General features: G+C 69.5%; 24 protein-coding genes. 14 read left to right on the top strand and 10 right to left on the bottom strand.

The genetic code is table 11. The features are described from left to right. Nucleotides 1–61 precede the first annotated feature (61 nt). Both ABD235_RS23735 and ABD235_RS23730 read left to right on the top strand, forming a co-directional pair. Complete coding sequence (locus ABD235_RS23735) at nucleotides 62–604, top strand: peptidylprolyl isomerase (protein ID WP_425553163.1); 543 nt, start codon at nucleotides 62–64, stop codon at nucleotides 602–604. Between the two features lie 111 nt (nucleotides 605–715). Continuing rightward, nucleotides 716–1,456 carry a rhomboid family intramembrane serine protease gene (locus ABD235_RS23730; protein WP_344177643.1) on the top strand — a complete coding sequence of 247 codons (741 nt, stop codon included), beginning with the start codon at nucleotides 716–718 and terminating at the stop codon, nucleotides 1,454–1,456. A gap of 460 nt (nucleotides 1,457–1,916) precedes the next feature. On the opposite strand, the gene ABD235_RS23725 is transcribed toward ABD235_RS23730, so the two are convergent. Beyond that, on the bottom strand, nucleotides 1,917–2,468 hold the full coding sequence (locus ABD235_RS23725) for a TetR/AcrR family transcriptional regulator (protein WP_344177640.1): 552 nt from the start codon (nucleotides 2,466–2,468) through the stop codon (nucleotides 1,917–1,919). Nucleotides 2,469–2,553: 85 nt separating this feature from the next. Here ABD235_RS23725 and ABD235_RS23720 point away from each other — a divergent pair, with 85 nt between their 5' ends. Both ABD235_RS23720 and ABD235_RS23715 read left to right on the top strand, forming a co-directional pair. After that, nucleotides 2,554–3,687 (top strand): FAD-dependent oxidoreductase, encoded by a 1,134-nt coding sequence (locus tag ABD235_RS23720; protein WP_344177638.1) that lies wholly within the window; start codon nucleotides 2,554–2,556, stop codon nucleotides 3,685–3,687. 102 nt (nucleotides 3,688–3,789) lie between these two features. Continuing rightward, entirely contained in the window at nucleotides 3,790–5,454 is a 1,665-nt protein-coding gene (locus ABD235_RS23715) for a M14 family zinc carboxypeptidase (RefSeq protein WP_344177636.1), read from the top strand. On the opposite strand, the gene ABD235_RS23710 is transcribed toward ABD235_RS23715, so the two are convergent. Beyond that, nucleotides 5,451–6,452 carry a LacI family DNA-binding transcriptional regulator gene (locus ABD235_RS23710; RefSeq protein ID WP_344177634.1) on the bottom strand — a complete coding sequence of 334 codons (1,002 nt, stop codon included), beginning with the start codon at nucleotides 6,450–6,452 and terminating at the stop codon, nucleotides 5,451–5,453. The genes ABD235_RS23715 and ABD235_RS23710 overlap by 4 nt on opposite strands. Before the next feature lie 165 nt (nucleotides 6,453–6,617). On the opposite strand from ABD235_RS23710, the gene arfA reads away from it, so the two are divergent. The 6 genes from arfA (at nucleotide 6,618) to ABD235_RS23680 (ending at nucleotide 14,465) form a co-directional block, all read left to right on the top strand. Beyond that, nucleotides 6,618–8,126 (top strand): arabinosylfuranosidase ArfA, encoded by a 1,509-nt coding sequence (gene arfA / locus ABD235_RS23705; RefSeq protein WP_344177631.1) that lies wholly within the window; start codon nucleotides 6,618–6,620, stop codon nucleotides 8,124–8,126. Continuing rightward, complete coding sequence (locus tag ABD235_RS23700) at nucleotides 8,123–9,451, top strand: ABC transporter substrate-binding protein (RefSeq protein WP_344177629.1); 1,329 nt, start codon at nucleotides 8,123–8,125, stop codon at nucleotides 9,449–9,451. Before arfA ends, ABD235_RS23700 begins: the two co-directional genes overlap by 4 nt. A 2-nt stretch (nucleotides 9,452–9,453) precedes the next feature. Continuing rightward, on the top strand, nucleotides 9,454–10,395 hold the full coding sequence (locus ABD235_RS23695) for a carbohydrate ABC transporter permease (protein WP_344177627.1): 942 nt from the start codon (nucleotides 9,454–9,456) through the stop codon (nucleotides 10,393–10,395). After that, entirely contained in the window at nucleotides 10,392–11,219 is an 828-nt protein-coding gene (locus ABD235_RS23690; protein WP_344177625.1) for a carbohydrate ABC transporter permease, read from the top strand. The genes ABD235_RS23695 and ABD235_RS23690 overlap by 4 nt, the downstream gene beginning before the upstream one ends. 37 nt (nucleotides 11,220–11,256) lie before the next feature. Beyond that, complete coding sequence (locus ABD235_RS23685; protein WP_344177623.1) at nucleotides 11,257–13,476, top strand: family 43 glycosylhydrolase; 2,220 nt, start codon at nucleotides 11,257–11,259, stop codon at nucleotides 13,474–13,476. Nucleotides 13,477–13,562: 86 nt separating this feature from the next. Further along, nucleotides 13,563–14,465, top strand: a complete 903-nt coding sequence (locus tag ABD235_RS23680; RefSeq protein WP_344177621.1) for a glycoside hydrolase family 43 protein — start codon at nucleotides 13,563–13,565, stop codon at nucleotides 14,463–14,465. Nucleotides 14,466–14,467: 2 nt separating this feature from the next. On the opposite strand, the gene pdxR is transcribed toward ABD235_RS23680, so the two are convergent. After that, nucleotides 14,468–15,829 carry a MocR-like pyridoxine biosynthesis transcription factor PdxR gene (gene pdxR / locus ABD235_RS23675; protein ID WP_344177619.1) on the bottom strand — a complete coding sequence of 454 codons (1,362 nt, stop codon included), beginning with the start codon at nucleotides 15,827–15,829 and terminating at the stop codon, nucleotides 14,468–14,470. Nucleotides 15,830–15,895: 66 nt separating this feature from the next. On the opposite strand from pdxR, the gene ABD235_RS23670 reads away from it, so the two are divergent. After that, nucleotides 15,896–16,588: a pyridoxamine 5'-phosphate oxidase family protein gene (locus tag ABD235_RS23670; RefSeq protein WP_344177616.1), complete on the top strand. Its 693-nt coding sequence runs from the start codon at nucleotides 15,896–15,898 to the stop codon at nucleotides 16,586–16,588. On the opposite strand, the gene ABD235_RS23665 is transcribed toward ABD235_RS23670, so the two are convergent. The 6 genes from ABD235_RS23665 to ABD235_RS23640 form a co-directional block, all read right to left on the bottom strand. Beyond that, complete coding sequence (locus tag ABD235_RS23665) at nucleotides 16,575–17,219, bottom strand: TetR/AcrR family transcriptional regulator (RefSeq protein WP_344177614.1); 645 nt, start codon at nucleotides 17,217–17,219, stop codon at nucleotides 16,575–16,577. The genes ABD235_RS23670 and ABD235_RS23665 overlap by 14 nt on opposite strands. A 13-nt stretch (nucleotides 17,220–17,232) precedes the next feature. Beyond that, the gene (locus ABD235_RS23660; protein WP_344177612.1) at nucleotides 17,233–18,507 is read right to left on the bottom strand and encodes a methyltransferase; all 1,275 of its coding nucleotides are present in this window, start codon (nucleotides 18,505–18,507) and stop codon (nucleotides 17,233–17,235) included. Next, nucleotides 18,500–19,408 (bottom strand): SRPBCC family protein, encoded by a 909-nt coding sequence (locus tag ABD235_RS23655; protein ID WP_344177610.1) that lies wholly within the window; start codon nucleotides 19,406–19,408, stop codon nucleotides 18,500–18,502. The genes ABD235_RS23660 and ABD235_RS23655 overlap by 8 nt, the downstream gene beginning before the upstream one ends. Before the next feature lie 56 nt (nucleotides 19,409–19,464). After that, the gene (locus ABD235_RS23650; RefSeq protein ID WP_344177608.1) at nucleotides 19,465–20,214 is read right to left on the bottom strand and encodes an ABC transporter permease; all 750 of its coding nucleotides are present in this window, start codon (nucleotides 20,212–20,214) and stop codon (nucleotides 19,465–19,467) included. Nucleotides 20,215–20,264: 50 nt separating this feature from the next. Further along, nucleotides 20,265–21,209: an ATP-binding cassette domain-containing protein gene (locus ABD235_RS23645; RefSeq protein WP_344177606.1), complete on the bottom strand. Its 945-nt coding sequence runs from the start codon at nucleotides 21,207–21,209 to the stop codon at nucleotides 20,265–20,267. A gap of 175 nt (nucleotides 21,210–21,384) precedes the next feature. Further along, complete coding sequence (locus tag ABD235_RS23640; protein WP_344177603.1) at nucleotides 21,385–21,918, bottom strand: EXLDI protein; 534 nt, start codon at nucleotides 21,916–21,918, stop codon at nucleotides 21,385–21,387. Between the two features lie 97 nt (nucleotides 21,919–22,015). Between ABD235_RS23640 and ABD235_RS23635 the strand changes: the two genes are divergently transcribed. After that, nucleotides 22,016–22,894 carry an alpha/beta hydrolase gene (locus ABD235_RS23635; protein ID WP_344177600.1) on the top strand — a complete coding sequence of 293 codons (879 nt, stop codon included), beginning with the start codon at nucleotides 22,016–22,018 and terminating at the stop codon, nucleotides 22,892–22,894. 235 nt (nucleotides 22,895–23,129) lie between these two features. Here the strand turns inward: ABD235_RS23635 and ABD235_RS23630 are convergent, their stop codons facing one another. Continuing rightward, a complete protein-coding gene (locus ABD235_RS23630) occupies nucleotides 23,130–23,393 on the bottom strand; it encodes a cell division protein CrgA (RefSeq protein ID WP_344177597.1) in 264 nt (87 codons plus the stop codon). 126 nt (nucleotides 23,394–23,519) lie between these two features. On the opposite strand from ABD235_RS23630, the gene ABD235_RS23625 reads away from it, so the two are divergent. Beyond that, on the top strand, nucleotides 23,520–24,290 hold the full coding sequence (locus ABD235_RS23625; protein ID WP_344177594.1) for a DUF881 domain-containing protein: 771 nt from the start codon (nucleotides 23,520–23,522) through the stop codon (nucleotides 24,288–24,290). Between the two features lie 37 nt (nucleotides 24,291–24,327). Next, nucleotides 24,328–24,945, top strand: coding sequence for an aminodeoxychorismate/anthranilate synthase component II (locus ABD235_RS23620; RefSeq protein WP_344177592.1), 618 nt, complete (start codon nucleotides 24,328–24,330; stop codon nucleotides 24,943–24,945). Nucleotides 24,946–24,960 lie beyond the last annotated feature (15 nt).

Genomic DNA, 24,960 nt, shown 5'->3' with positions numbered 1-24,960 from the left:
GGGCTTGAACCTCCGTGACAGGATCGAGGGCGTCAGTTGTTATCCGATGAGGAGTAGTCCCGTGGCCGAAGAACTGTTCGCGACCCTGCAGACGACGAAGGGCGACGTCGTCATCAGGCTGTTCCCCAACGAGGCCCCGAAGACGGTGAAGAACTTCGTCGGCCTCGCGGACGGTACCCAGGAGTGGACCGATCCTCAGACCGGTGAGAAGAAGAACGAGCGCTTCTACGACGGCCTCGGCTTCCACCGTGTGATCGACGGCTTCATGATCCAGGGCGGCTGCCCGCTGGGCACCGGCACCGGTTCGCCGGGCTACGCCTTCGACGACGAGATCCACCCGGACCTGCAGTTCGACCGCCCGTACCTGCTGGCGATGGCGAACGCGGGCATCCAGTTCGGCCGCGGCACCAACGGCTCGCAGTTCTTCATCACCGTCGTGCCGACGCCGCACCTGAACCGCAAGCACACGATCTTCGGCGAGGTTGCCGACGAGGCGTCCCGCAAGGTCGTCGACGAGATCTCCACCGTGAAGACCAAGGGCGCCGACCAGCCGGTCGAGCCGGTCGTGATCAACAGCGTGAAGATCGAGACCCGCACCAGCTGAACCACCGCAGCACCCGCAGGACTCTCGCCGAACGGCCGATCTCACCGGATCGGCCGTTCGTGACTCCAGACCTCGAGTGAATCTCCGCCGCTCCGCCGAGAGGACCAGCCCGTGACCGAGACCGTCTGCTACCGGCACCCGGATCGGCCCGCCGGGGTGCGCTGCCAGCGCTGCGAGAAGCCGATCTGCCCGTCCTGCATGAACTCGGCGTCGGTCGGTTTCCAGTGCCCGGACTGTTTCAACCAGGGCGTGAAGTCGATCCCGAAGACGCGCACCTCGCTCGGCGGGGTCGCTCGCGGGAACACCCAGGTCGTCACGCTGACACTGCTGGCGATCAACGTGCTGGTCTTCATCGCGATCCGGACCAGCAGCAGCCGGCTGGTCAACGACCTGGTCCTGGTCCCGGCGCTGGTCGACACCGAGCCGTGGCGGTTGCTCACGTCGGCGTTCGCCCACGTGCAGATCTTCCACATCTTCTCGAACCTGTTCATGCTCTACCAGGTCGGCCCGCCACTGGAGCAGATGCTCGGCCGCGGGCGGTTCCTCCTGCTGTACTTCCTATCCGCGCTCGGCGGCGGCGTCGCGGTCTGGATCCTCGGCAACCCGCTCGGCGCCACCCTCGGCGCGTCCGGCGCCGTCCTCGGCCTGGTCGGCGCGCTGCTGGTGATCAGCAGGGCCCGCGGCATGGACGTCACCTGGATCCTCGCGTACGTCGCGATCACCGCGGTGATCTCGTTCACCTTCCCGAACATCAGCTGGGAAGGCCACCTCGGCGGCTTCGTCGTCGGCGCCGCCCTCGCCTGGATCTTCCTCCAGGAAACCAACCGCCGCCGCAACAAGACCCGAACCTGACCCGAAGCCCCAGCCTCCGCCCGCCCGCCCCGGGCCCTCAACGGTTCGGCGAGTACACGTTCTCGCGCAACCTGATGCTGCTCGTCGGCAATCGCCCGCCAGCCCCGAGCCCGCCGCCGGCCGCCGCCTGCTTGGCGGCCCGCTGCCCCCGCCCGCGCCGCGGCCGCAGACCCCCGCCGCTGCAGCGTCCGAAGAAGCGCAATGCGTCCGAAGCAGGGTGCTCTATAGCCTCGGCTTCTTCGGACGCATGCAGGTTCTTCGGACGTTGGACGCCGCGTGGGACTGATCGAGGTTGGTTGCGGGTGGAGAGGCCGGGGCGCCGGGCCGCTGACCGGCCGGCCCGCTCGTCCGCCGGCCCTCCGCCGGCCCGCCGTCGGGCTGATCTACGCGGCCGGCGGCTGGCAGGACAACACCGCCAACGCGCTCAGCGGTACCGGTCCGCTGACCCGCAGGCCAGGCATCAGGCGGTGGGGTCTGCCGCGGTCAGATAGCGCTCGACCGTCGGGGCGAGCCAGGCGATGACTGTTGCCCTCGGCATCTCGGCGACCGGGGTGAGTTGGAGGACGTAGCGGCACAGGCCGAGGCCGAGTGTCTGGGAGGCGACCAGGCCAGCACGGACTTCGGGGTTGTCGGCGAGGCCGGCCGCGGCGACCGCCAACTGGCTGGTGAAGATGTCGCGCATCCGGTCGGCGGCGGCCTGGTTGGTCACCGCGGCTCGGAGCAGGGCCTGCAGGGTGTCGTCTTCTTCCCAGCGGCGGAGGAAGTGGTCGACCAGGGCTGTGCCGAGGGACTCGCGGGGCAGCGTCGACAGGTCCGGGAGGCGCAGGTCGAAGTCGGCGGCCGCGGCGAAGAGTTTCTCCTTGGTGCCGAAGTGGCGCATCACCAGCGCCGGGTCGGTGGCGGCGTCGGCGGCGATGGAGCGGATGGTCGCGCGCTCGTAGCCGTCGGCGGCGAAGCGTTCGCGGGCGGCGGTGAGGATCGCGGCCTTGGTCTGGTCACCGGAACGTCGCATACCGGCAGCCTAGGTCAACACCTGTTGACTTGGCCAGCGGACCGCCGTACCGTCGAAGTCAACAAGCGTTGACCAGGAGGCGGAGATGACGGATGTCGTGGTGGTGGTCGGAGCCGGGCCGGTCGGACTGGCGGTCGGGGTCGTGCTGGCGGGCGAAGGTCGCGAGGTCGTGGTGATCGACAAGCTCGCCGAGGGCGCCAACACGTCGCGGGCAGCGGTCGTGCACGCCCGGACGCTGGAGATGCTGGAGCGGATCGGCGTCAGCGATCGCCTGGTCGAGCTCGGCGTACCGGCCGCGCGGTTCAGCATCCGCGACGGCGGCCACGAGCTGATCGGCGTACCGTTCGGCGGCCTGCCGACCAGGTACCCGTACACCCTGATGATCCCGCAGGACCTCACCGAGCAGGTGCTGCTCGAGCGGCTCGAGGAGCTCGGCGGCAAGGTACGCCGCCCGTGCGCGGCGACCGGAATCACCCAGTACGACCACCACGCGGTCGTCACGCTCGACACCGGCGAGACGCTCACCGCCCGGTACGTCGTCGCGGCCGACGGCATGCACAGCCGGATCCGCGACCTCGCCGGGCTCGGCGACGACACCGCCGACACGCTGGCGCTGAATTTCAGCCTCGCCGACGTGTGGGTGGACGGCGGCCTCACCAGCGAAGAGGTGCGCCTCTACCTGGCGACCCAGGGAGTGCTGGTCGTGGCTCCGCTGCCGAACGGTTCGTTCCGCCTGGTCGCCGAGGTGGAGGAGGCACCCGAGAACGTCGACGTCACCTACGCCCAGCAACTCCTCGACACCAGAGGACCGAAGGGCGTGCGAGTCACCGAGGTGATCTGGGGTTCCCGCTTCCGGATCCACGAGCGCGTCGCGGCGTCGTACCGGAACGGCCGCGTGGTGCTGGCCGGCGACTCCGCCCACACCCACAGCCCGGCGGGCGGCCAAGGCATGAATCTCGGTCTCCGCGACGCCATCACCCTCGGCGAAGCGTTGTCCACAGCCCTCCAGACCGGCGACGAGACAAAGCTCGACCAGTACGCCGTCGAAGCCCGCGCCGAAGCCCTCGAAGTCGTCTCCCTTGCCCATCGCCTCACCCGGATCGCCACCGGACCCAGGATCCTCCGGCCGGCTCGCAACCTCGTACTCCGTCTGCTGGGCCGGATCCCGGCCGTTCGCCGCGGGTTGGCCGTGCGCTTGTCGGCCGTCCGGCCCGGCTGACCGAGGGTTTTCCCGTCCGCCGAGCCGAACGCCTTCCCCGGCCACTGCCCGGCCTCTACCCTCCAGTTACCCAACGTTGTGAACTCACTACTGGAGGTCACCGTGTCCCATCCCGCCCGATGGAAACGACTGGTCCCCCTGGCACTCGCCGCCGCGCTCGCGGTCGGTGTCGGCGGGCAGGTGCAGGCGGCTGCTCCGCCTGACCCGAAGGCCGAGGCGTACGCCAACGACGAGCTGATCCAGCTGCTCCGGGTCAACACCCCGACCGCCGCCGACAAGCAGCGGCTGAGCACTCTCGATCTGGACCTGGCCGAGTCGGCCGGAAAGCGCTTTGTCGACGTAGTTGCTTACGGCAACCACGATCGCCGGCTGCTCGAGCTGGCCGGTCTCACCTGGTCCACGCTCGAGGACGACCTGCAGGGTGCGGAGCGCGAGCGCGAGAAGGCCGACGCGGCGTACGCGAAAGCCGTGCAGAACAAGGCGGTTGCGGCCACCTTGCCGAGCGGCCGGACGGCGTACCGGCAGTTGGCCGACTACACCGGCAACATGGCCGCGCTCGCCGCTCAGTACCCGACGAAGGTCAAGCAGTTCACGCTGAGGAACAACTCGCTGGAGAACCGCCCGATCCGTGGCATCGAGGTGACCCGCGACGTCAACGCCAGCAACGGCAAGCCGGTGTTCCTGATGCTCGGCCTGCACCACGCCCGCGAGTGGCCGTCGGGCGAGCTGACGATGGAGTTCGCGTACGACCTGCTGAAGAACGACGGCGTCGACCCGCGGATCACGAACATCCTCGACAAGGCCCGCGTCATCTTCGTCCCGGTCGTGAACCCGGACGGCTTCAACCTCAGTCGCACGCTCGGCTACGAGATGAAGCGGAAGAACTGCCGGATCACCAACGGCCAGCTCCCCACGACCGGTCAGTGCGCGCAGTCGGCCAACTTCTCCCGCGGCACCGACCTCAACCGCAACTACTCCGGCTTCTGGGGCGGTCCTGGTGCGTCCACCAGCCTCACCTCGGAGACTTACCGAGGCGCGAGCGCGTTCAGCGAGCCCGAGTCGCGCAACGTCCAGGCGCTGGTCTCCGCGCACCAGGTGACCACGCTGATCACCAACCACACCTACTCGAACCTGGTCCTCCGCGAGCCCGGGTACGCCGGCGCCGGCCCGACGCCGGACGAGGCGATCTACAAGGCGCTCGGTGACCAGATGGCCGCGCAGAACGGGTACGACAGCCAGTTCAGCTACGAGCTGTACGACACCACCGGTACCACCGAGGACTGGTCGTACTACGCGACCGGCGGCCTCGGCTTCACCTTCGAGCACGGCGCGAACAGCTTCCACCCGGCGTTCTCGAACGTCGTGAACTACTACTTCGGCTCCGGCAGTACGGCGGGCAAGGGCAACCGCTCGGCGTTCCTGCTCGCGGCCGAGTCGACCATCAACCCGGCCCGGCACTCGGTCGTCACCGGCTCGGGCCCGGCCGGCGCGGTGCTCCGGCTGAAGAAGTCGTTCACCACCAAGACCTGGAACGGCACGCAGTTGCCCGACGTACTGGACTCCACGATGGTCGTCCCGGCCGGCGGCACCTACACCTGGCACACCAACCCGTCGACCCGCCCGACCGTCGTCCAGCAGGGCGGCACCGAGTCGTGGACGCTGACCTGTGAACGCCCGACCGGTCAGGTCCTGGAGACCCGGCAGGTCACCGTCGCTCGCGGCGCGAGCGTCACCGCCAACCTCACCACCTGCGCGGCGAACTTCTAGCCGCCGGTCGACTCACGGATCTTCAACGTGTGCGGCACGGTGAGGTCGCGACGCGCGGCCTCACCGTTGCCGGCGATCCGGTCGAGCAGCAGCGCGACCGCGTGGTCGGCCAGCCACTCCATGTCCGGCGCGACCGTGGTCAGTGACGGCGAGTGGTACCGGCCGTCCTCGATGTCGTCGAAGCCGACCACGGCGACGTCGTCCGGCACCGACAGCCCGGCGTCGGCGAGCGTTCGCAGCGCGCCCAGGGCGAGCAGGTCGTTGAAGCAGAACACGGCGTCCGGCGGCTCGGGCAGCGCGAGCAGCTCGCGCATCGAGGCCGCGCCGTCCTCGCGGTGGTACCCCGTACCGGCCAGCTCGAGCGCCGGGTCGTGCGCGATCCCGGCCGCCTTGAGTGCCTTGCGGTAACCCTTCCGGCGCACCGATCCGGTGCCCGCGCCGCCGCCGACGCCGATCGCGGCGATCCGCCGCCGGCCGAGCGAGATCAGGTGCGTCGTCGCGTCGTACGACGCCTGCACCGAGTCGACCGCGACCCGGTCGAGCCGGCCGCCGGCGTCGCGCTCGCCGAGCAGCACGATCGGCTTGGCCGTCTCGGTCTCGCCGATCCGCGCCGGTGAGGTGGTGATCGGGGAGAAGATGATGCCGTCGATCAGCTGGCCGCGCATCCCGTCCAGGACCAGCTTCTCGGCCGCGGCCTCACCCTCGGTCTGGTCGATCAGCACGGTGATCCCGCGCTTCTTGGCCGCTCGCGAGATCGCGGCGCCGAGCTCGGCGAAGTACGGCGAGGCCATCTCGGGGATCGCCAGCGCGATGAAGTCCGAGCGGCCCTTGCGCAGCGAGCGGGCGCTGACGTTCGGCCGGTAGTCGAGCTCCTCGATCGCGGCCTGCACCTTGGCCCGGGTCTGCGAGGTGATGTGCGGGTAGTCGTTGATGACGTTCGACACCGTCTTCACCGAGACGCCGGCCCGTGCCGCGACGTCGCTCAGTCTCGTCACCATCGTGGTCCCTTCCCCTGCTCGCTCGGGCCGAAGTCTGCCACGGCCTCTCGACGTAACAGACCAGTGACGGTGGTGGTCAGGTCTTTACAGCGGATGTCAATCGTTGTAGAAATCCTTCAACACCAGAATCGGTAAACGTTGTAAAAACCGCAAGGGGGAAGACCAGTGGCGCGTCTCGCCGTTGATCCCGCGTTCGTGGTCGGGAGTCTGGACCGCCGCCTGTTCGGCTCGTTCGTCGAGCACATGGGCCGCTGCGTCTACACCGGGATCTACGAACCGGACCACCCGGACGCCGACGCCGACGGGTTCCGGACCGACGTCCTGGCCCTGGTCCGCGAGCTCGGCGTGACCGCGATCCGTTACCCGGGCGGCAACTTCGTCTCCAACTACGACTGGGAGGACGGCGTCGGACCCAAGGAGGACCGGCCGCGCAAGCTGGACCTGGCCTGGCGGGCGATCGAGCCGAACCAGTTCGGCACCGACGAGTTCGTCGCCTGGTCGCGCAAGGCCGGCGTGGACCCGATCTGGGCCGTCAACCTGGGCACCCGCGGGATCAAGGCGGCCGTCGAGCTGCTGTCGTACTGCAATCTGCCGGCCGGCACCGAGCTGCCCGACCGGCGGGTCGCGAACGGTACGAAGGAGCCGCACGACATCCGGGTCTGGTGCCTGGGCAACGAGATGGACGGTCCGTGGCAGATCGGCCACAAGACCGCCGACGAGTACGCCCGCCTGGCCGAGGAGACCGCGAACGCGATGCGCCGGGTCGATCCCGGCCTGGAGTTGGTCGCCTGTGGCTCGAGCAACGCGCAGATGGAGACGTTCGGCGACTGGGAGCGCACGGTGCTCGAGCGCACCTACGACCTGGTCGACCACATCAGCCTGCACGCGTACTACGAGCCGAAGGATGGCGACCAGGCCAGCTTCCTGGCGTCGGCCGAGGAGATGGACGCGATGATCACGTCGATCGTCGCCACGGCCGACCACGTCAAGGCGCTGAAGCGCAGCAGCAAGGAGATCACGCTCTCCTTCGACGAGTGGAACGTCTGGTACCAGCAGCGCTTCCCCGGCGAGCTCGGTCTCGACGTCCGCGAGGTCGGCCCGCTGATCGAGGACACCTACAACGTCGACGACGCGGTCGTCGTCGGCAGCCTGCTGATCACGTTGCTGCGGCACGCCGACCGGGTGAAGATCGCTTGCCTCGCGCAACTGGTCAACGTGATCGGCCCGATCAAGACCGAGCCCGGTGGCCGCGCCTGGCGGCAGACCACCTTCCACCCGTTCGCGCTCACCGCCCAGCACGCCGGTTCGACCGTGCTGCGGACCGAGATCGCCGGACCGACCGTGCACACCGACCGGTACGGCGAGGTCGGGGCCCTGTGGGGCACGGCGACGTACGAGGAGAGCACCGGCGAGGTGGTGCTCTTCGTGGTGAATCGCAGCGAGACCGACGAGGTCGCGCTGGAGGTCCCGCTGCATGCGCTCGGGAACCTGGAAGTCACGGAACACCTTGGTTTGTACGACGACGACCGGGCCGCGGTGAACACAGCCGCCGAGCCGGACCGGGTCGTCCCCCGACCGGTCGACGGGACCGGCATCGACAACGGCATCTGCCGCGCCACGCTGGCTCCGGCCTCGTGGCACATGATCAGGCTCTCCCCTGGAGGTACACGGTGAACACCATCAACCGGCGACTCGTGCTGGGCGGTATCGGCGCACTCGGTGCGGCAGGCATCCTGGCCGGCTGCGGGGAAGGCTCGGCCGGCAAGCCCGGCGCGGCTCCCGCCACCGGCGACGGCGGCGCGAAGGGCTACGAGGGCCCGAACGTCGAGCTGGACTTCTGGAACGGTTTCACCGGCGGTGACGGTCCGTTCATGCGCAAGCTGGTCGACCAGTTCAACAGCGAGAACCCCAACATCAAGGTGAAGATGACCGTGATGCAGTGGGCCGACTACTACACGAAGCTGCCCACCGCGGTGAGCAGCGGCCGCGGCCCGGCGGTCGCGATCATGCACGTCGACTCGCTGGCGACCAATGCCGCACGCAACGTGATCGAGCCGCTCGACGACGTCGCCAAGGCGCTCGAGCTCAAGCAGGAGGACTTCGCCGACGTCGTCTGGAAGGCCGGCGAGTACCAGGGCAAGCGCTACGGCATCCCGCTGGACGTGCACCCGCTGGGGTTCTTCTACAACAAGAAGCTGATGACCCAGGCCGGTCTCGACCCGGCCAAGCCGCCGGCCACCGCCGACGAGTACGCCGCCGCGCTGGACGCGCTGAAGGGCAAGGGCATCCAGGGTCACTGGGCCACGCCGTTCCCGTTCACCGGCGTACTGAGCGTGCAGGCGCTGCTCTGGCAGTACGGCGGCAACCTGTTCAACGAGGACTCCTCGAAGACGGTCTGGCACGAGGAGCCGGGCGTGAAGGCGCTGACCTGGTTCAGCGACCTGGTGAAGAACGGGCACAGCCCGAAGAACGTCGCGCAGGACGCCGACAACATCGCGGTGATGAACGGCAAGAACGCCTTCGTCTGGAACGGCATCTGGAACATCAACACGTTCAAGGAGAAGAAGGGCCTGGAGTGGGGCGTCGCCCCGCTGCCGAACATCGGCGGGACCAAGGCGGCCTGGGCCGGCTCGCACCAGTTCGTGCTGCCGAAGCTGAAGACGCCGGACCAGAACAAGTCGACCGCGGCCCGGGTGTTCGTGAACTACGTCAGCCAGAAGTCGCTGGAGTGGGCCAAGGGCGGCCAGGTGCCGGCCCGCAAGCAGGTCCGCGAGTCCGCCGAGTTCAAGGCGCTGACCGAGCAGGCCGCGCTCGCGACCCAGATCGACGACCTGCACTTCCCGCCGCCGGTCCCGGGCATCGGTGACGCGCTGGCCGAGCTGAACAAGGCGGTCAACGAGGCGGTGCTGCTCAAGACCGAGCCCGCCAAGGCACTGGCCGACGCGGCGGCCCGGGCGGACAAGATCCTGGAGGCCAACCGCAAGAAGTACGGCGCCTGATCATGACGGTCCAGGCCACCGCGGGCACGGCGCGCAAGCAGCGTGCCCGCGTCACCACCGGCGCTCGTGGCTACGGCCGCGCGACGCCGTACCTGTTCCTCGCGCCGTACGTGGTGCTGTTCCTGACCTTCGTCATCGGGCCCGCGATCTTCGGCTTCTGGATGAGCCTGCACGACTGGGACTTCCAGCTGCCGGGCAAGCCGTTCGTCGGGCTGCAGAACTACAAGGACCTGTTCGACCCGCTGTCGGCCACGGCCGAGCCGTTCTGGCACGGCATGCGGGCGACCGGGATCTTCACGGTCGCGTCGGTGCCGTTCCTGGTGGCGGTACCGCTCGGCCTGGCCGTGCTGCTGAACCGGAAGTTCCCGGGCCGGACGTTCTTCCGGGCCGTGTACTTCGCGCCGTACGTGCTCGGTGTGGCGGTGATCGGCCTGATGTTCCGCTACATCCTGGACACCACGTTCGGCATCCTGAACGCGTTCCTCGGGGTGTTCGGCATCTCCCAGATCGGGTGGACCACGGAGCAGCCGTGGGCCTTCGTCGCGCTGGTCGCGGTGACGGTCTGGTGGACGGCCGGCTTCAACGCGATCATCTACCTGGCCGGTCTGCAGGACATCCCGCCCGAGCAGTACGAGGCCGCCGAGCTGGACGGCGCGAACGCGTGGCAGAAGTTCCGCAACGTCACCCTGCCCGGACTGCGTCCGGTCACCGTCTTCATCGTCGTCATCACGCTGCTGGCCAGTGCCAACATGTTCGGCCAGGCGCTGCTGATCACGCAGGGCGGTCCCGGTGACACGACCACGACGGCGCTGATGGTGATCACCGACACCGGCTTCAGCCAGTTCCGGATGGGGCAGGCCTCGGCGATGAGCTACATGCTGGCGCTGTGCCTGGCGGTCGTCGCCCTGATCACGTTCGGACTGATGAGGGAGCGGAAGCCATGAGGCGCAAGCCGTCGGCCGCCTTCTGGGTGATGGTGGTCCTGCTGACCCTGCTGGTGGTCCTGCCGCTGCTGTGGATGGTGATCACCTCGTTCAAGACGGTCGGTGAGTCGCAGGCCGACCCGCCGACGCTGATCCCGCAGGACCCCAGTGGGCGCGCGTTCGGGGAGGTGCTCACCACCGGTGGGCAGAACCCGGTGCTGCGCTGGGCGCTGAACAGCCTGGCCGCGGCGAGCCTGCACGCGGCGCTGGTCGTCGTGGTCGCGTCGATGGCCGGCTACGCCCTGGCGCGGATGGACTTCCGGTTCAAGAACTTCATCTTCAGCTTCATCCTGCTGACGTTGTTCATCCCCGGTTTCGTCTTCCTGATGCCGAACTACCTGCTGATGGACAACCTGGGCTGGCTGGACACGCTCTGGGCCCTGGTCGTCCCGGGCGCGGCCGGTGCGTTCGGGGTGTTCTTCATGCGGCAGTTCTTCCTGGCCATCCCGAAGGAGCTCGAGGAGGTCGCGCTGATCGACGGCGCGAACGCCTGGATCGTCTTCACCCGGATCATCCTGCCGAACGCCAAGCCGGCGCTGGCCACGCTCACGGTGCTGTCGTTCCTGACCAACTGGAACGACTTCGTCTGGCCACTGTTCGTGCTCTTCAGCCCCGAACGACTCACCCTGCCGGCCGGCCTCAGTCTGCTGCAGGGCGCGTACACCACCGACTACCCGGTGATCATGGCCGGCGCGACCGTCGCCGCCGTACCGGTCCTGATCATCTACGTGTTCGTCCAGCGCTACGTGATCGAAGGTGTCGCCAACAGCGGCATCAAAGGCTGACCACCCTGCTGCCAAGCCCGTTCGAGAGGAACCGCCAGTGCCTCGAAGAATCCTCGCCGCCGCGCTCGCCGTGGCCGCCGTCGCCGCTGGGACCACGGCCGCGTCGGCGGCCCCGCCGCCGGCCGTGACCACCCAGAACGACATCTCCAAGCCCTTCGCCGACACCTTCGCCGATCCCTCCATCATCCAGGGCCGCGACGGCTACTGGTACGCCTACGCCACCTCCGACCCGTTGGTTGCCGGAGGCCCCTTCGGGCTGATGCACATGGCCCGGACCAAGGACTTCGGCTCCTGGGAGTACCTCGGGACCGTCTTCAACGACGCGACCAAGCCGGCCTGGGCGGCACCCGGCTCCTTCTTCTGGGCACCGGACATCCGGTACTTCGGCGGCCGGTACGTCATGTACTTCACCGTCACCGACACCGCGGCCAACCCCGGCGGCGACTACTCCATCGGCGTCGCGACCGCGCCGACGCCGGCCGGTCCGTGGACCGCGACCGACGGGCCGGTGGTCACACCGAAGTCCGACGGCAACGGCGGCTGGTTCAACACCATCGACCCGGCGCTGCTGACCGCCGCCGACGGCAAGCGCTACCTCTACTACGGCGGTTTCTACGGCGGCATCTCGGTCACCGAGGTCACCGCGGACGGCCTGCACGCCGTCGGTGAGCCCACCCAGGTCACGATCGGCGACCGGTACGAGGGCTCGTACGTCGTCTACCGCGACGGCTGGTACTACCTGATGGCCTCGTCGATGAACTGCTGCGCGGGCCCGACCACCGGGTACTCCGTCTTCGCCGGCCGGTCCAAGTCGCCCAAGGGCCCGTTCCTGGACGCCGACGGCGCGAGCATGAACGAGTCCCGGGTCGGCGGGACGACGGTCGTCACCCAGAACGGCAACAAGTGGATCGGCCCCGGCCACCACGCGTTCTTCACCGACGCCGCCGGGCAGGACCACATCCTGTACCACGCGATCGACCGCGCGACGCCCTGGCTGACCGACGTGTTCGGCATCAACCGGCGCCCGATGCTGGTCGACCGGATCGACTGGATCGACGGCTGGCCGCGCACCCGCGCGGGCGCCGGACCGTCCGACACGCCGCAGCCTGCTCCGGCAACCGGCTCCTCGGCCGGGATCACCGCCGGCGATCCCGCCTCCGGTCTGTGGCTCTCGACCCGGCGTACTGGTGACGCGCTGGGTGGGCCGACCGCGCAGATCAAGGGCGCTGCCTCGACCAAGCAGTCCGCTCCCGCGGGATCGGTCAGGGTCGACGCGGACGTCCGCCTGGGCAGCAGCTTCACCACCGTGGTGGGTGGTTCGGTGGTCGCCTCGGTCTCCGCGCACAAGATCACGGTCGTCGCGGGCGGCAAGACCGCCAGTGCGACGATCCCCGCAGACTTCGACCGGACGCAGTGGAACAAGCTGAGCGTCCAGGTCGCCGACGGCGTCGTCACCGCGCGGCTCAGCGACTCCGGGCTCGGCGACCTGTACGCCGAGGCGCGGCTCGCCGTACCGAAGGTGCAGATGAAGGCGGCCCCGGTGAGCTGGCTCGGCTCGGCGGAGATCGACAACCTGACCATCCGCTCGGTCGCCAAGCCGGTCCGTGCTCTGGCACCGCAACCGCGGCCGGGCAAACTGCTGGCCGGTGACGAGTTCAACGGTGGCCTCGGCGCGGCCTGGTCGTGGGTCCGCCCCGACAGCAACGCGGTAGTTGCTGATGGCAAGCTCTCGTGGCCCTTGCAGAACGCCGACCTGGTCGGCTCCGGCAACAACGCCGGACTGCTGTTCCACCAGACGCCGGCCACCGACCGGTGGATCGCCGAGACCAAGCTCCATCTCGACCTCGGCGAGGGCGACATCCGCAACTACCAGCAGGCCGGGATGATCGCGTACCGCAACGACGACGACTTCGCCCGGCTCGGTGACGTCTCGATCTGGCGGACGCGGCAGACGGAGTACGGGCGTGAACTCGTTGCCCGCGCCTCCGACGGCGCGACCAGCTACGGCGGCGCTGCGATCGGCCGGTCCGCGAAGGACTTGTGGATGCGGCTCGCGTTCCACCGGAACGCCGCGGGCGAGCACGTGTACCAGGCCGGGACGAGCGTCGACGGCAAGAAGTGGGTCTGGGGCGCCGCCTGGGTGCTGCCGGCCGGCGAGACGCCGCGGCTGGGCTTGTTCGCGCACGGCGAGTTCACCGGTGCGAACCCGGCGCCGGTGGCAACGTTCGACTACCTGCGGTTCTACGAGAGCAAGTGATGCTGCGCGGGCTGGGGTTGTCGTTGCTGTTGCTGATCGCGACAGCGGCGTGCGGCGACCCCAGTCCGCCACCCGAAGGAGCGAGTGTGGGATTCACCAACCCGGTCTACGACAACAATTTCGCCGACCCGCAGGTGATCGCGGCCGGCGACACCTTCTACGCGTTCGCGACGAACGGTCCGCTCGGCAACATCCAGACGCTGAAGTCCGCCGACCTGGTCGCGTGGGAGCAGGTCGGGGACGCGTTGCCGGAGCTCCCCGCCTGGACGTCGGCCGGCAAGGTCTGGGCGCCGGAGGTCGCCGTGCACGGTCCCGACCGGTACGTCATGTACTACACGAGCTCCAACGACGCCGCCGGCCGGCAGTGCCTCGGCGTCGCGGTCGCCTCCCGGCCCGAAGGTCCATATGTCGACAAATCGAGTAATCCCCTGATTTGTCAGGCAGGTGAGGGTGGCTCGATCGACGCGAGCCCGTTCCAGGACGCGAGTGGCCAACGCTGGCTGTACTGGAAGAACGACGGCAACGCGGTCGGGATGGACACCTGGATCTACGTCTCCAAGCTGTCGGCCGACGGACTCCAGCTGGTCGGCGAGACCACCAAGCTGTTCAAGCAGGACCTGCCCTGGGAGGGCAACCTGGTCGAGGCGCCGTACATGGTCGAGCGCAACGGCAAGTTCCACATGTTCTACTCGGCGAACGCCTACGACAAGGCCGAGTACGCCGTCGGCCACGCGCTCTGCACGACGCCCGCCGGACCGTGCACCAAGTCGGGCGACCCGATCCTCACCACGTCCGACGCCGCCGCCGGCCCGGGACACAACATGGTGCTGGAGAAGGACGGCCGGTACTGGTTCGTCTACCACGCCTGGGATCCCGCCCTGGTCGGTGTCGACCCGCCCGGCCGCACGATGTGGCTGTCCGAGCTCACCTGGGACGGCGACAAGCCCGTCGTCCAGCCGCCGTCGAAGGACAACCCCTCCAAGCCCTGACGTCAGCTGAGCAGGCCGGCCAGGATCTCCAGCGCGGTCACCAGGTCCTCGTCGGACGGCGTCGCGTAGCCGATGACGAGGCCTGGTGGGCCGGGGATGCTGCGGCGGTAGTCGGCGAGGGGTGCGACGGCGACGCCGGCGGCTCGGGCTTTCGCGGCGAGGACCTGGTCGTCGACGTGGTCGGGCAGCAGCAGCGTGATGTGCAGTCCGGCGTCCTGGCCGACCACCTCGCCGTACGGCGCGAGCAGGCGGCAGGTGAGGTTGCGGCGTTCGGCGTACAGGCGGCTGGAGCGGCGGACGAGCTGGTCGAGGTAGCCGTCGCGCAGCATCGCGAGCAGGGCGGCCTGCATCGGCCAGGCCGGCCAGTCGCTCGCGTCCTCGCGGTGGTCGGCGATCCGGTCGACGACGGCGGTGGACGCGACCATCCAGCCGAGGCGGAGCGACGGGCTGAGCATCTTGGAGAGCGTGCCGAGGTGCACCACCCGGTCGAGGTCGAGCTGGGCCAGCGCGGGCAGCGGCGCCACGTCGTACCGGAACTCGCTGTCGTAGTCGTCCTCGATCAGCGTCGCGCCGGTCCGACGCGCCCAGCGGATCAGTTCGTTGCGTCGGGCAACGGGAAGGCGGCCGCCGAGCGGGTACTGGTGGGACGGCGTGACGTAGACCGCCGCGAGGTCGTCACCGAGGGAGTCGACCCGCAGGCCGTCCGCGTCGACCGGTACGTCGACGACCTCGAGCCCGTGCGAGCGAGCGGCCTTCGCCGCGTTGACGTAGCCGGGGTCCTCCATCGCGATCAGGTCCCCGGCCGCGAGCGTGGTCGCGAGCTGCAAGCGCAGCCCGTGCACAGTGCCGTTGGTGATCACCAGGTTCTCCGGCCCGCAGGCGATCCCGCGAACCCGGCCGACGTGCTCAGCGAGAGCGGCCCGCAGCGCGGGGAGACCGGCGGGATCGGCGTATCCCCGCGGTGGGGTCTGGGCCGAGACCTCACGCCAGGCTCGCCGCCAGCCGGGATCCGGTGTCCTGGCGATGAAAGGGATGCCGGGCCGGAGGGTGAGCAGATCCGGCTCTGGCTCTTGACGGGGTCGCGCACGCTGGACGGCCGCCGGTGGGAGCGGGACGACATCGGCGACGTACGTGCCCGAGCCGGTCCGTCCAGTGATCCATCCTTCGGCGTGCAGTTGGTCGTACGCCGCCTGCGCGACCGCTCGCGACACCTCGACCTCACGCGACAGGTCGCGGGTCGACGGCAGTCGGTGCCCGGCCTGGATCCGTCCGTCGCGGATCGCCGCCCGGACCTGCTCGGCCAGTTGCAGGTGCAGCGGGATCCCGGCGGTCCGGTCCACGACCAGCGGCAGTGAGGTCCGCAAATGGACTACTCGAACCGACGAGAATTGGACCGGGCGCGCATGCCACTACTCTGCCACGCTCGAAGCATGACCACGATTCCTTTGTCCCCGACCCCGCGCACCCGGCTGCGTCGCTCGAAGGAACGCGCCGCCACCGACCGCCAGGTCCTGTACGACGTGCTCGCGGCCGGCATGTTCTGCCATCTGGGGGTCGTGCTCGACGGCGATCCGCTGGTGCTGCCCACGGCGTACGGCGTGGACCTCGACCGCGGGCCTGACGGCACGCTCTACCTGCACGGATCGGTGGCCGCGCGGAGCGTCGTCGCGGCGCCGGAGCAGACGATCTGCGTGACGGTGACGCACGTGGACGGGCTGGTGCTGGCCCGGTCGGCGTTCCACCACTCGGTGAACTACCGGTCGGCCGTCGTACTGGGAGTTCCGCGGCTGGTGACGGACCCGGATGAGAAGCTGCACGGGCTGACGGTGATCGTCGACCACCTCGTCCCGGGCCGGTCGCACGGGTCTCGCACACCGAACAAGAAGGAGCTGGCGAAGACCTCGGTGCTCGCGCTCGATCTGACCGAGGCCTCGGTGAAGACGCGGTCCGGCGGCGCGAACGACGAGCCCGAGGACCTCGACCTGCCGTACTGGACCGGAGTCGTCCCGCTGCGCGTGGTCGCCGACGAGCCGGTCACCAACCACGACTGCGACCTGCTCGTGCCGGCCCACGTGCGCACCCGGGCCAACCAGCTCGGCGCCCCCGCGGCTACTGGTTGGTGAGCGAGTTCAGTCGACGCTTCACCAGGCGGCTGGTGACCGGGCCGAGGCTGTCCAGCTCCGACAGCAGCGTCTCGGTGAGGACCGCGAGCTGCTCGAGCGAGGCCAGAGCACGGGTGGCGCCGTCAGGATCAACGCCGTCGAGCAGCTCGATCCCGATGAAGCCGGCGGAGATCGAGCGGGCCAGACCGCCGAGGTCGACGAGCGGAAGCAGCGGGCTGTCGGCCAGCACGCGGGCCAGCGTCTTCTCGACCTCGACGACCCACAGGTTGAGCGCGTCCGCGACCGCCGCACCGACGACCTCGTTGCCGCGGGCGCCGGCGAGCAGCTGAGCCAGTACGGCGACGTTGCCCTCGGCGTGCTCGGTCACGTGCACCGCACGCCCGACGGCCAGCAGCTCGGCGAAGGTCGTGGCCTGGTCGAACCGGTCCCGGTACAGCGCGACGCGCTGCTCGGTGCTCTCCCGGCAGGCCGCCGCGATCAGGTCGTTGACGGTGCCGAAGTGGTAGAAGACCAGCGCCTGGTTCTGCCCGGCCTCGGTCGCGATCGTGCGCGCCGACGCTCCGGCGAAACCGTGCTCGCCGATCGTCCGCAGCGTGGCGGCGAGCAGGTCGGCGCGAGTCGTCTTCGCCATCGGGTCCTTCCCTTCACGGTCGGCGGGCGGGCAGATCGCGTTCACCGCCGCCCATGCCGTCGAGCAGCAGCTGCAGCAGCGGCCGTACGACGGGCAGCCCGATCAGCCAGCCGACGTACGCCCAGCCCGGACCGCTGTGCTGGAAGGCCCGGGCGATCGCGCCGAGCCCGCTCGCGCGTTGGCCGTCCGGTCCGACGTACAAGGCCCGCCGCAGCGCAGCCACCGTATACGTCTCGGCCGCGGTGATGGTGAGGCCGTCCGGGTGGGTCGACTCGACGAGCGTTCTGGTCTGCGCGCAGATCGTGCAGGTCTCGGCCAGGTAGAGCTCGCCCCGCGGCTGGTACGGGCGCCGCCTCGGGATCCACGCCCTGACCTCGCGGTCGTACGCGCGCCAGGCGGGCTCGCGAGCGGCGAGCTGCTCGCGCTCGTGCGGGTCGGCGACGAAGTGCGAGAACGAGACCGCGCCGACCGTCGCCAGCGCGAGCGACCAGCTCTGTGTACCGATCGCGAGCAGGGCCAGCATCACGACGACCGAGGCCTGCATCGGGTTGGCGAGGCGGGCGTACGGGCCGGTGGTGACGAGCCGTTGCGGCGGGTCCCACGGGTACGGCGTACCGCCGGCCCTGGCGAACTCGGTGACGGCGGCGAGCGCGGGGACCGACGCAAGGGCCATCAGCTGGAGGATCAACGAGGTCCGCCAGGCCGGGCCGTCGAGCAGGTGGTCCCAGGAACCGTCGCCCTCGGTCATCACCGCCGACGGCAGGAGCCAGAGCACCAGCCCGGTGAAGGTGATCAGCTGCAGAAGCACCCGACCGGTCAGTTGGTCGCGGTCGACGGTCCAGCGCGCGAGCAGGACGCTGGGGACCAGAACGCCGGCCAGCACGAGCGCTTCGCCGTACAGCCAGTGCGGGCCGAGGTGCACGAGCTCGTCGAGCCGCGGCATCACCAGCAGGTCGATCCATCCACAGGCCAGCACCCAGATCAGCATTCGCCCTGGGACGAGTGCAGGCAACGCACCCCAGCACAACGCCCAGCCGATCCACAGGTCGAGCGGCAGGCCGAGGAAGCTGCCGTGCACAGGCTCGAAGGACCACCAACCGAACCCCACCGCCAGTTGGTTGGTCACTCCGAGCGCGACGAAGGCGAACAGAAAGCCGAGCAGTGCAGCGCCGGCCCGGCGACCGCCCTCACCCTGCAGGTGTCGCCACTCCCAGCTGCGCGACGCCACCACGACCAGCCCGATCGGCAGGGCGAGGCAGAGCCACCGGACGACCACCAGCTCAGTCATCGGCGGTCGGGTCCTCCTGCAGGCCGAGGCTGTCGGCGAAGTGGGTGAGACCGGCGCCGACCATCGCGGACTCGATCGGGCCGAAGTACCAGCTCGGGTCGAGCCGGCGGGTGAACTCGACGCTCAGCTTGACCGTCGTCGTACCGTCCGGCCGCGGGGTCAGCCGGATCGTGCCGCCCTTCCAGCGCAACCAGCGCTGGGTCTTCGACTGGTCGGAGACGACCGTGAACGCGATCCGCCGCCGGTCGTGCGCGACCACCTCGGTGACGATCGGGTCCCCCGCCAGCGTGAACGTCCAGCGCGTCCCGACCGCGAGCCCGCCGCCGGTCGCCGCGGTCGGTGTCGGGTAGCCGGTGAACCGCAGCAGGAACGGCCGCTCGGCCGAGAAGTCCGGACCCTGCGCGAGCCGGGTCTCCACCTCGGCCGTCGACAACGCGACCACCCGCTCGACGCCGACCTGCTGCACCGGGTCCACCCGGTACGCCGTGCCCTCGAGCCCGGCGACCAGGAGCGGGAAGATCGCGAGCGCGGCCTGGTAGCGGCGGCCGGCCTCGCGGATCCGGGACTGCCGGACGAGTTCGGCGACGAAGTGCGCGACGCCGTACACGAGCGGCGCGGCCATCAGCACGCACGCGGCGCCTTCGTGCAGGAACGCCGAGGTGATCAGCAGCGCGAACGTGACCACGCGGAAGGTCAGCCCGTGCAGGCTCTTCGCGGGCGGCGCGAGGGCGATCAGCACGGCGATCGCCAGCGGTACGCCGACGAACAGGGCCGCGGTGTCGAGGCCGTCGGCCTTGATCACCGCCAGCGGGGCGAGGGTCGCGGCCGTACCGACCATCAGCAGGGCGGGAAGTCGCTTCGTCCAGGCGACCTTGGGCGGGGGTTGCTCGGGAGTGGTCATGGACGCAGCATAGACCAGGTTTTGAGCGAGTGCTCAAAACCTGGTCTTTCCGCAGGTCAGGCCGCTGTTCCCCGGTTGTAGGAGCGGCGGGACCAGAAGTAGCCGCCGAGGGTCACCACGACGCACCAGACCGCGGCGAGCCAGGCGTCGGAGGCGCTGTACGGCGTACCGATCAGCAGTCCGCGCAGGGTCTCGATGATCGGCGTGTAGGGCTGGTACTCCGCGAACCAGCGGATGCCGGACGGCATCGACTCGATCGGGACGAAGGTGCTGCTGAGGAACGGCAGGATCAGGCTGAACGGCAGCACCACGTTGCTCGCGGCCTCCGGAGTCTTCGAGGTCAGGCCGAGCGCGACGGCCAGCCAGGTCAGCGCCACCGCCGTACCGACGATCAGGGCGGTCGCGAGCAGCCACTCGCCGAACGACGCGGTCGGGCGGAAGCCCATCAGGAGACCGACGCCGATCAGCAGCGCGACGCTGACCAGCGTCTGCAGCAGGCTGCCGATCACGTGGCCGGACAGGACCGACGGCCGGAAGATCGCCATCGTCCGGAAGCGAGCGACGATGCCCTCGGTCATGTCGGTGCAGACGGCGACAGCGGTCGGGACGGTGCCCGAACCCAGCGTGACCAGCAGCAGGCCGGGCACCAGGAAGTCGAGGTAGTCGAAGCCGGCGCCGCCGATGCCGGCCTGGAACGTCTTGCCGAAGACGAGTCCGAACAGCAGGAGCATGATCACCGGGCTGATCAGCGTGCTCAGTGTCATGCCGGGGTAGCGCTGCTGGTGCCGCAGGTTGCGGCGCAGCATCGTGGCAGTGTCGGCCAAGGGGTGGCCAGAGGTTTGCACGGTCGTCGTACTCATCGGCTCGTCACTTTCTCGTCGGTGGGGTGACCGGTGACGGCGAAGAAGACGTCGTCGAGGTCGGGGGTGTGCACGGTCAGCTCGTCGACCTCGAGCGAGGCGTCGTCGATCCGGGCGAGCAGGTCGCGCAGCGACTGCACGCGACCGTCGTTCGGGACCTGCAGGACCAGCGCGCTGTGATCCGGTACGCCGGTCGGCAGCACGCGGGCCGCCAGGTCGAGCTCGTCCGGCGAGGTGAACCGGAGCCGGACGTGACCGCCGGGGACGAGGCGCTTCAGCTCCTCCGGGGTGCCCTGCGCCACCAGTTGCCCGTGGTCGAGGACGGCGATCCGGTCGGCCAGCTGGTCGGCCTCCTCCAGGTACTGCGTGGTGAGGAAGACCGTCACGCCACCGGCGACCAGCTGGCGGATGATCTGCCACATGCTGTGCCGGCTGCGCGGGTCGAGCCCGGTGGTCGGCTCGTCCAGGAAGATGATCCGCGGGTCGCCGACCAGCGTCATCGCCAGGTCGAGCCGGCGCTTCATGCCGCCGGAGTACGACATCGCGGTCTTCTTTCCGGCCTCGACCAGGTCGAACTGCTCCAGCAGCTCGGTGGCCCGGCGACGGCCGGCGGCCTTGCCGAGGTGGTGCAGGTCGGCCATCAGCCACAGGTTCTCCTCGCCGGTGAGCAGACCGTCGACCGCGGAGAACTGGCCGGTGACGCCGATCGCGGCGCGGACCGCGTCCGGCGCGGCACTCAGGTCGGTGCCGTCGATCCGGACCTCGCCGGCGTCGGCGGTGATCAACGTGGACAGGATGTTCACCACGGTGGTCTTGCCGGCGCCGTTCGGGCCGAGCAGGGAGAAGATGGTGCCTTGGGCAACGGTTAGGTCGATGCCGTCGAGCACCCGCTGGTCGCCGTAGGACTTGTGCAGTCCACGGACCTCGATCGCTGGTGTCATGGTTCCTCGCCTTGTTTTCGGGCAGGCTCGCGCCGCCGGGGGATCTGGGGTGGTGTTTTCGGGCAGGCTCGCGCCGGGACCGGGCGCGGGCCCGAACGGATCAGAAGGAGGGTGTGCGGATCAGACCGGACGGCCTCGGGCCGCCGGGGAACGGTGGTTCAGTTGTCCAGCTGGTTCAGATGTCGAGGTCCTCGACGGCGGGCTGGTTCGCCGCCTCCTCGACCAGGGCGTAGAGGTCGTCGGGGATCAGTTCCCGCAGCTCGGCGACGGTCTCGACGACGTACAGCGTTGCCTCGCCCTGCGCCATGCTCCACGAGGAGTCGGTCAGGCCAAGGGTCCCGATCCAGCTCCGCCAGCCGCCGTCGTCGGTGCCGGCGGGTTTGGTCGCGCCCTGCTTGTACTGGTCGCGGCGGTCGGCGTGCAGGACGAACTTGCCGGTCCGGCTGCGGTAGACCTTGAAGGCCTCGTAACCGTCCTTGCTCGAGCGTCCTCCCTCGGCCAGCAGTACGCCGGAGAACCGCTGCTTGCGGCCGGCGCCCCGGCCGACCCGCACGGTGATCTCGTCGTACCCCTCGAGCCGGCCCTCCTCCATCTCGACGTACCGCCGGAGCGCGGTCGAGATCGCGGAGGACAGGTTCCCGGCGATCTCCTGCGCGCGCTTGTAGAGCGCCAGGTCGTCGTCGGACACGTAGATCGTCTTGTTCGGCATGTGGTGTCTCCTTCTACGTAGAACTATACATATGCCCTACGTAGGTGTCTACGTATATGTCTGCGTAGATTCTGCGGGCGGCTGCGAAGATCCCCGGGTGGACCCTGCCGAAGACCGCTACGACGCCCTGACCGACGAGGTCGCCGCCCTGTACGACGACGGCCGCCAGGCCGAAGCGCTCGCCCTGATGGACGCAGCGGACGACCTGACCCCGTGGACGGCCGAGCTCGCCCACCTCCGGGCGTGCCTGCTCGGCTCGCTCGGCCGCGCCGACGAGGCGCTCGCCGTACTCCAGCAGGCGACCGACGCCGGTGCCTGGTGGGCCGAGTCGATCCTCACCGAGGACGACGACCTGGCCGGCCTGCAGCAGCTTCCCGGCTTCGGCCAGGTGCTCGCCCTCAGCCGCGAACGCCGGACCACGGACGCCACGCCGCCGGTGGTCCGGTTGGGTGCTGCTCCCCAGCGAGTCGTAGTCGCACTCCACGGCGCCGGACAGCGCGCGACGCACGCGGCGCGCGACTGGGCGCCGGTGCTCGACCTCGGCTGCGCCCTGATCTGCGTCGAGTCGTCGCAGCTGATGTCCCCGATGTACCGCACCTGGCCAGACCCTCAGGCCGCACGTGAGGACATCGCCCGCGCTCTCACCCAGCTACCGGACGAGCTCAAGGCCTTGCCCCTGATCGCCGCGGGCTTCTCGGCCGGCGGTCGTTCGGCGCTCGACTGGGCGCTCACCGGGCTGCCGCAGCGCGCGGACGGCGTACTGGCTCTTGCCCCGGCGCTCCGCGCCCTACCGCCGGCAGCCGCGAACTCTCTGTCCCCGGCCGTCGCTTGGATCGGCTCGGAGGACGACCTGCTCGAAACCGTCACCGGCGCACCGCTCGCAGCGCTCGGCGTGAAGACCAGGATCCTGCCGGCCGAAGGGCACCAGGTCCCTGCCGGGTTCAAGCAGCTCCTGGCCGAGCTCCTGGGCGGCTGATCACCGGGAAGCCGTCTTCCCCAGTTGTGGACAACATGGTGATCAAACCTCAACAATCCACAGATATGGCTCTTTTTCGGCCGAAAACGGTGCACAACCCGGGGAAAACCTGGGGATGAATCCCGGGAAAGCTGTGCACAGCTGGGGATACGGCTGTGGATAACTTGAGCGCGGACCTGAGCCGGTTGCGCCCGTTCGCCGGCTGAGGTCCGCGCTGCAGGTCAGTTCGAAGAGGTCAGATCCACTGCGTGGAGACGACGAAGCCGACCGCGATCAGGCCCATGCCGATCAGCAGGTTCCAGTTGCCCAGGTCGTTCATGAACGGGATGTCCTGGCCCGCCACGTAGAAGACCACCAGCCAGATCAGCCCGAGCAGCCAGCAGCCGAGCATCAGCGGCGCGACCCACGGGCGGCTGGAGGTGCGGGGCTTCTTCGGAGTCTTCTGCGGCTTCTCCGCGGCCGACTTCTTCTTCTTTTCGCGACTGCTCGACTCGGGCACGACTTGGGCTCCTTGTAGCGGACACTAAGGTGAGTGGTGGTCCCTCGGTTCGCGAGGCTGCCACCAGCCACACCGACGGGTCTGGCCTCGGTTAGCGTAGTGCAGACGGGAGCATGGGGGTCACGAGTGAGTAGGCTGCGGCGATTTTCGCTCTGGCGCGCGGGTGCGCCGCTGGCCCTGCTGTGCGCCGGCCTGCTGTTCGCGACCAGCGCCACCAACGCCCGTGGCACCGACCTCCGTCCCAGTCGCAACACTACGCTCGCGGGCCTGGTCGAGGAACAGAGCCGCCGCAGCGCGAGCCTGACCCGGCAGCACGCCGCGCTGAGCGGCGACATCGACAAGCTGCGCGCTCAGCAGGGCTCGTTCCCGCCCAAGCTGACCAAGCAGCTCCAGGAGCTGTCGGTCGCGGTCGGGACGACGCCGGTGACCGGGCCCGGGCTGACCGTCACGCTGAAGGACGCGCCGCCCGAGGTGGTCAAGGACAACCCGGACGTCGACGCGGACTGGCTGGTGATCCACCAGCAGGACATCCAGGCGGTGGTCAACGCGCTGTGGGCCGGCGGCGCCGACGCGATCTCGATCCAGGACCACCGGGTGATCTCCACGACCGGGATCAAGTGCGTCGGCAACTCGGTCGTCCTGCACGGCGTGCCGTACCTGCCGCCGTACCGGATCACCGCGATCGGCGACCGGCGCAAGCTGCAGCAGTCGCTGGACGACTCGAAGTACATCGAGAACCTGCAGGACTACGTGGTGAAGTTCCAGCTCGGCTACGAGGTGAAGACCCAGTCGAGCATCGCGATGCCGGCGTACGAGGGCACGCTCGACCTGCAGAGCGCGACGGTGCCGGGCTTCGCCAAGACGCCCACCGTGAGCCCGTCCGGCACCGGCCGCTGACTCCGGCCCGCGGCGACTTTCGAAGTAGGCTCTGGTCATGCCGCGCATCCTCGTCGTCGACAACTACGACTCCTTCGTCTACAACCTGGTGCAGTACCTGCAGCAGCTGCAGGCCGACACCACGGTGCTGCGCAACGACGAGGTGACGCCCGAGCAGGCCACGGCGTACGACGGCGTGCTGCTGTCGCCCGGGCCGGGGACGCCCGAGGAGGCCGGTGCCTGCGTCGACATCGTCAAGCAGGCCGGTGGTCAGGTCCCGATCTTCGGGGTCTGCCTGGGCCTGCAGGCGATCGGTGTCGCGTACGGCGGCGTGGTGGGCCGCGCGGACGAGCTGCTGCACGGCAAGACCAGCCAGGTGTTCCACGAGGGCGCCGGAGTGCTGGCCGGACTGCCGTCGCCGTTCACCGCGACCCGGTACCACTCGCTCGCGATCGCCCAGGATAGCGTCCCCGACGTGCTCCAGGTGACCGCCCGCACCGAGGCCGGCGTGATCATGGCCGCCCGCCATAAGGACATCGCGGTCGAGGGCGTCCAGTTCCACCCCGAGTCCGTCCTCACCGAAGGCGGCCACCGCATGCTCGCCAACTGGCTGTCGACCTGCGGCGACCCCGAAGCCGTCGCCCGCTCCGCCGGCATGGCCCCCGTCGTCAGCTGAGAAGACCAACAAAAA

This window comes from Kribbella lupini, from assembly GCF_039529595.1.
GTDB classification, from domain to species: domain Bacteria; phylum Actinomycetota; class Actinomycetes; order Propionibacteriales; family Kribbellaceae; genus Kribbella; species Kribbella lupini.
Note: the sequence above shows the minus strand (reverse complement) of the source record. Positions and strands in the feature narration are given on the sequence as shown.

What these genes read in the sequence shown, in the direction of transcription:
- ABD235_RS23650 (WP_344177608.1), bottom strand. Translation starts at nt 20,214, where the DNA reads ATGCTGCGCCGCAACCTGCGGCACCAGCAGCGCTACCCCGGCATGACA.
- ABD235_RS23640 (WP_344177603.1), bottom strand. Translation starts at nt 21,918, where the DNA reads ATGCCGAACAAGACGATCTACGTGTCCGACGACGACCTGGCGCTCTAC.
- ABD235_RS23725 (WP_344177640.1), bottom strand. Translation starts at nt 2,468, where the DNA reads ATGCGACGTTCCGGTGACCAGACCAAGGCCGCGATCCTCACCGCCGCC.
- ABD235_RS23690 (WP_344177625.1), top strand. Translation starts at nt 10,392, where the DNA reads ATGAGGCGCAAGCCGTCGGCCGCCTTCTGGGTGATGGTGGTCCTGCTG.
- ABD235_RS23645 (WP_344177606.1), bottom strand. Translation starts at nt 21,209, where the DNA reads ATGACACCAGCGATCGAGGTCCGTGGACTGCACAAGTCCTACGGCGAC.
- ABD235_RS23695 (WP_344177627.1), top strand. Translation starts at nt 9,454, where the DNA reads ATGACGGTCCAGGCCACCGCGGGCACGGCGCGCAAGCAGCGTGCCCGC.
- ABD235_RS23620 (WP_344177592.1), top strand. Translation starts at nt 24,328, where the DNA reads ATGCCGCGCATCCTCGTCGTCGACAACTACGACTCCTTCGTCTACAAC.
- ABD235_RS23710 (WP_344177634.1), bottom strand. Translation starts at nt 6,452, where the DNA reads ATGGTGACGAGACTGAGCGACGTCGCGGCACGGGCCGGCGTCTCGGTG.
- ABD235_RS23670 (WP_344177616.1), top strand. Translation starts at nt 15,896, where the DNA reads ATGACCACGATTCCTTTGTCCCCGACCCCGCGCACCCGGCTGCGTCGC.
- ABD235_RS23720 (WP_344177638.1), top strand. Translation starts at nt 2,554, where the DNA reads ATGACGGATGTCGTGGTGGTGGTCGGAGCCGGGCCGGTCGGACTGGCG.
- ABD235_RS23655 (WP_344177610.1), bottom strand. Translation starts at nt 19,408, where the DNA reads ATGACCACTCCCGAGCAACCCCCGCCCAAGGTCGCCTGGACGAAGCGA.
- ABD235_RS23660 (WP_344177612.1), bottom strand. Translation starts at nt 18,507, where the DNA reads ATGACTGAGCTGGTGGTCGTCCGGTGGCTCTGCCTCGCCCTGCCGATC.
- ABD235_RS23665 (WP_344177614.1), bottom strand. Translation starts at nt 17,219, where the DNA reads ATGGCGAAGACGACTCGCGCCGACCTGCTCGCCGCCACGCTGCGGACG.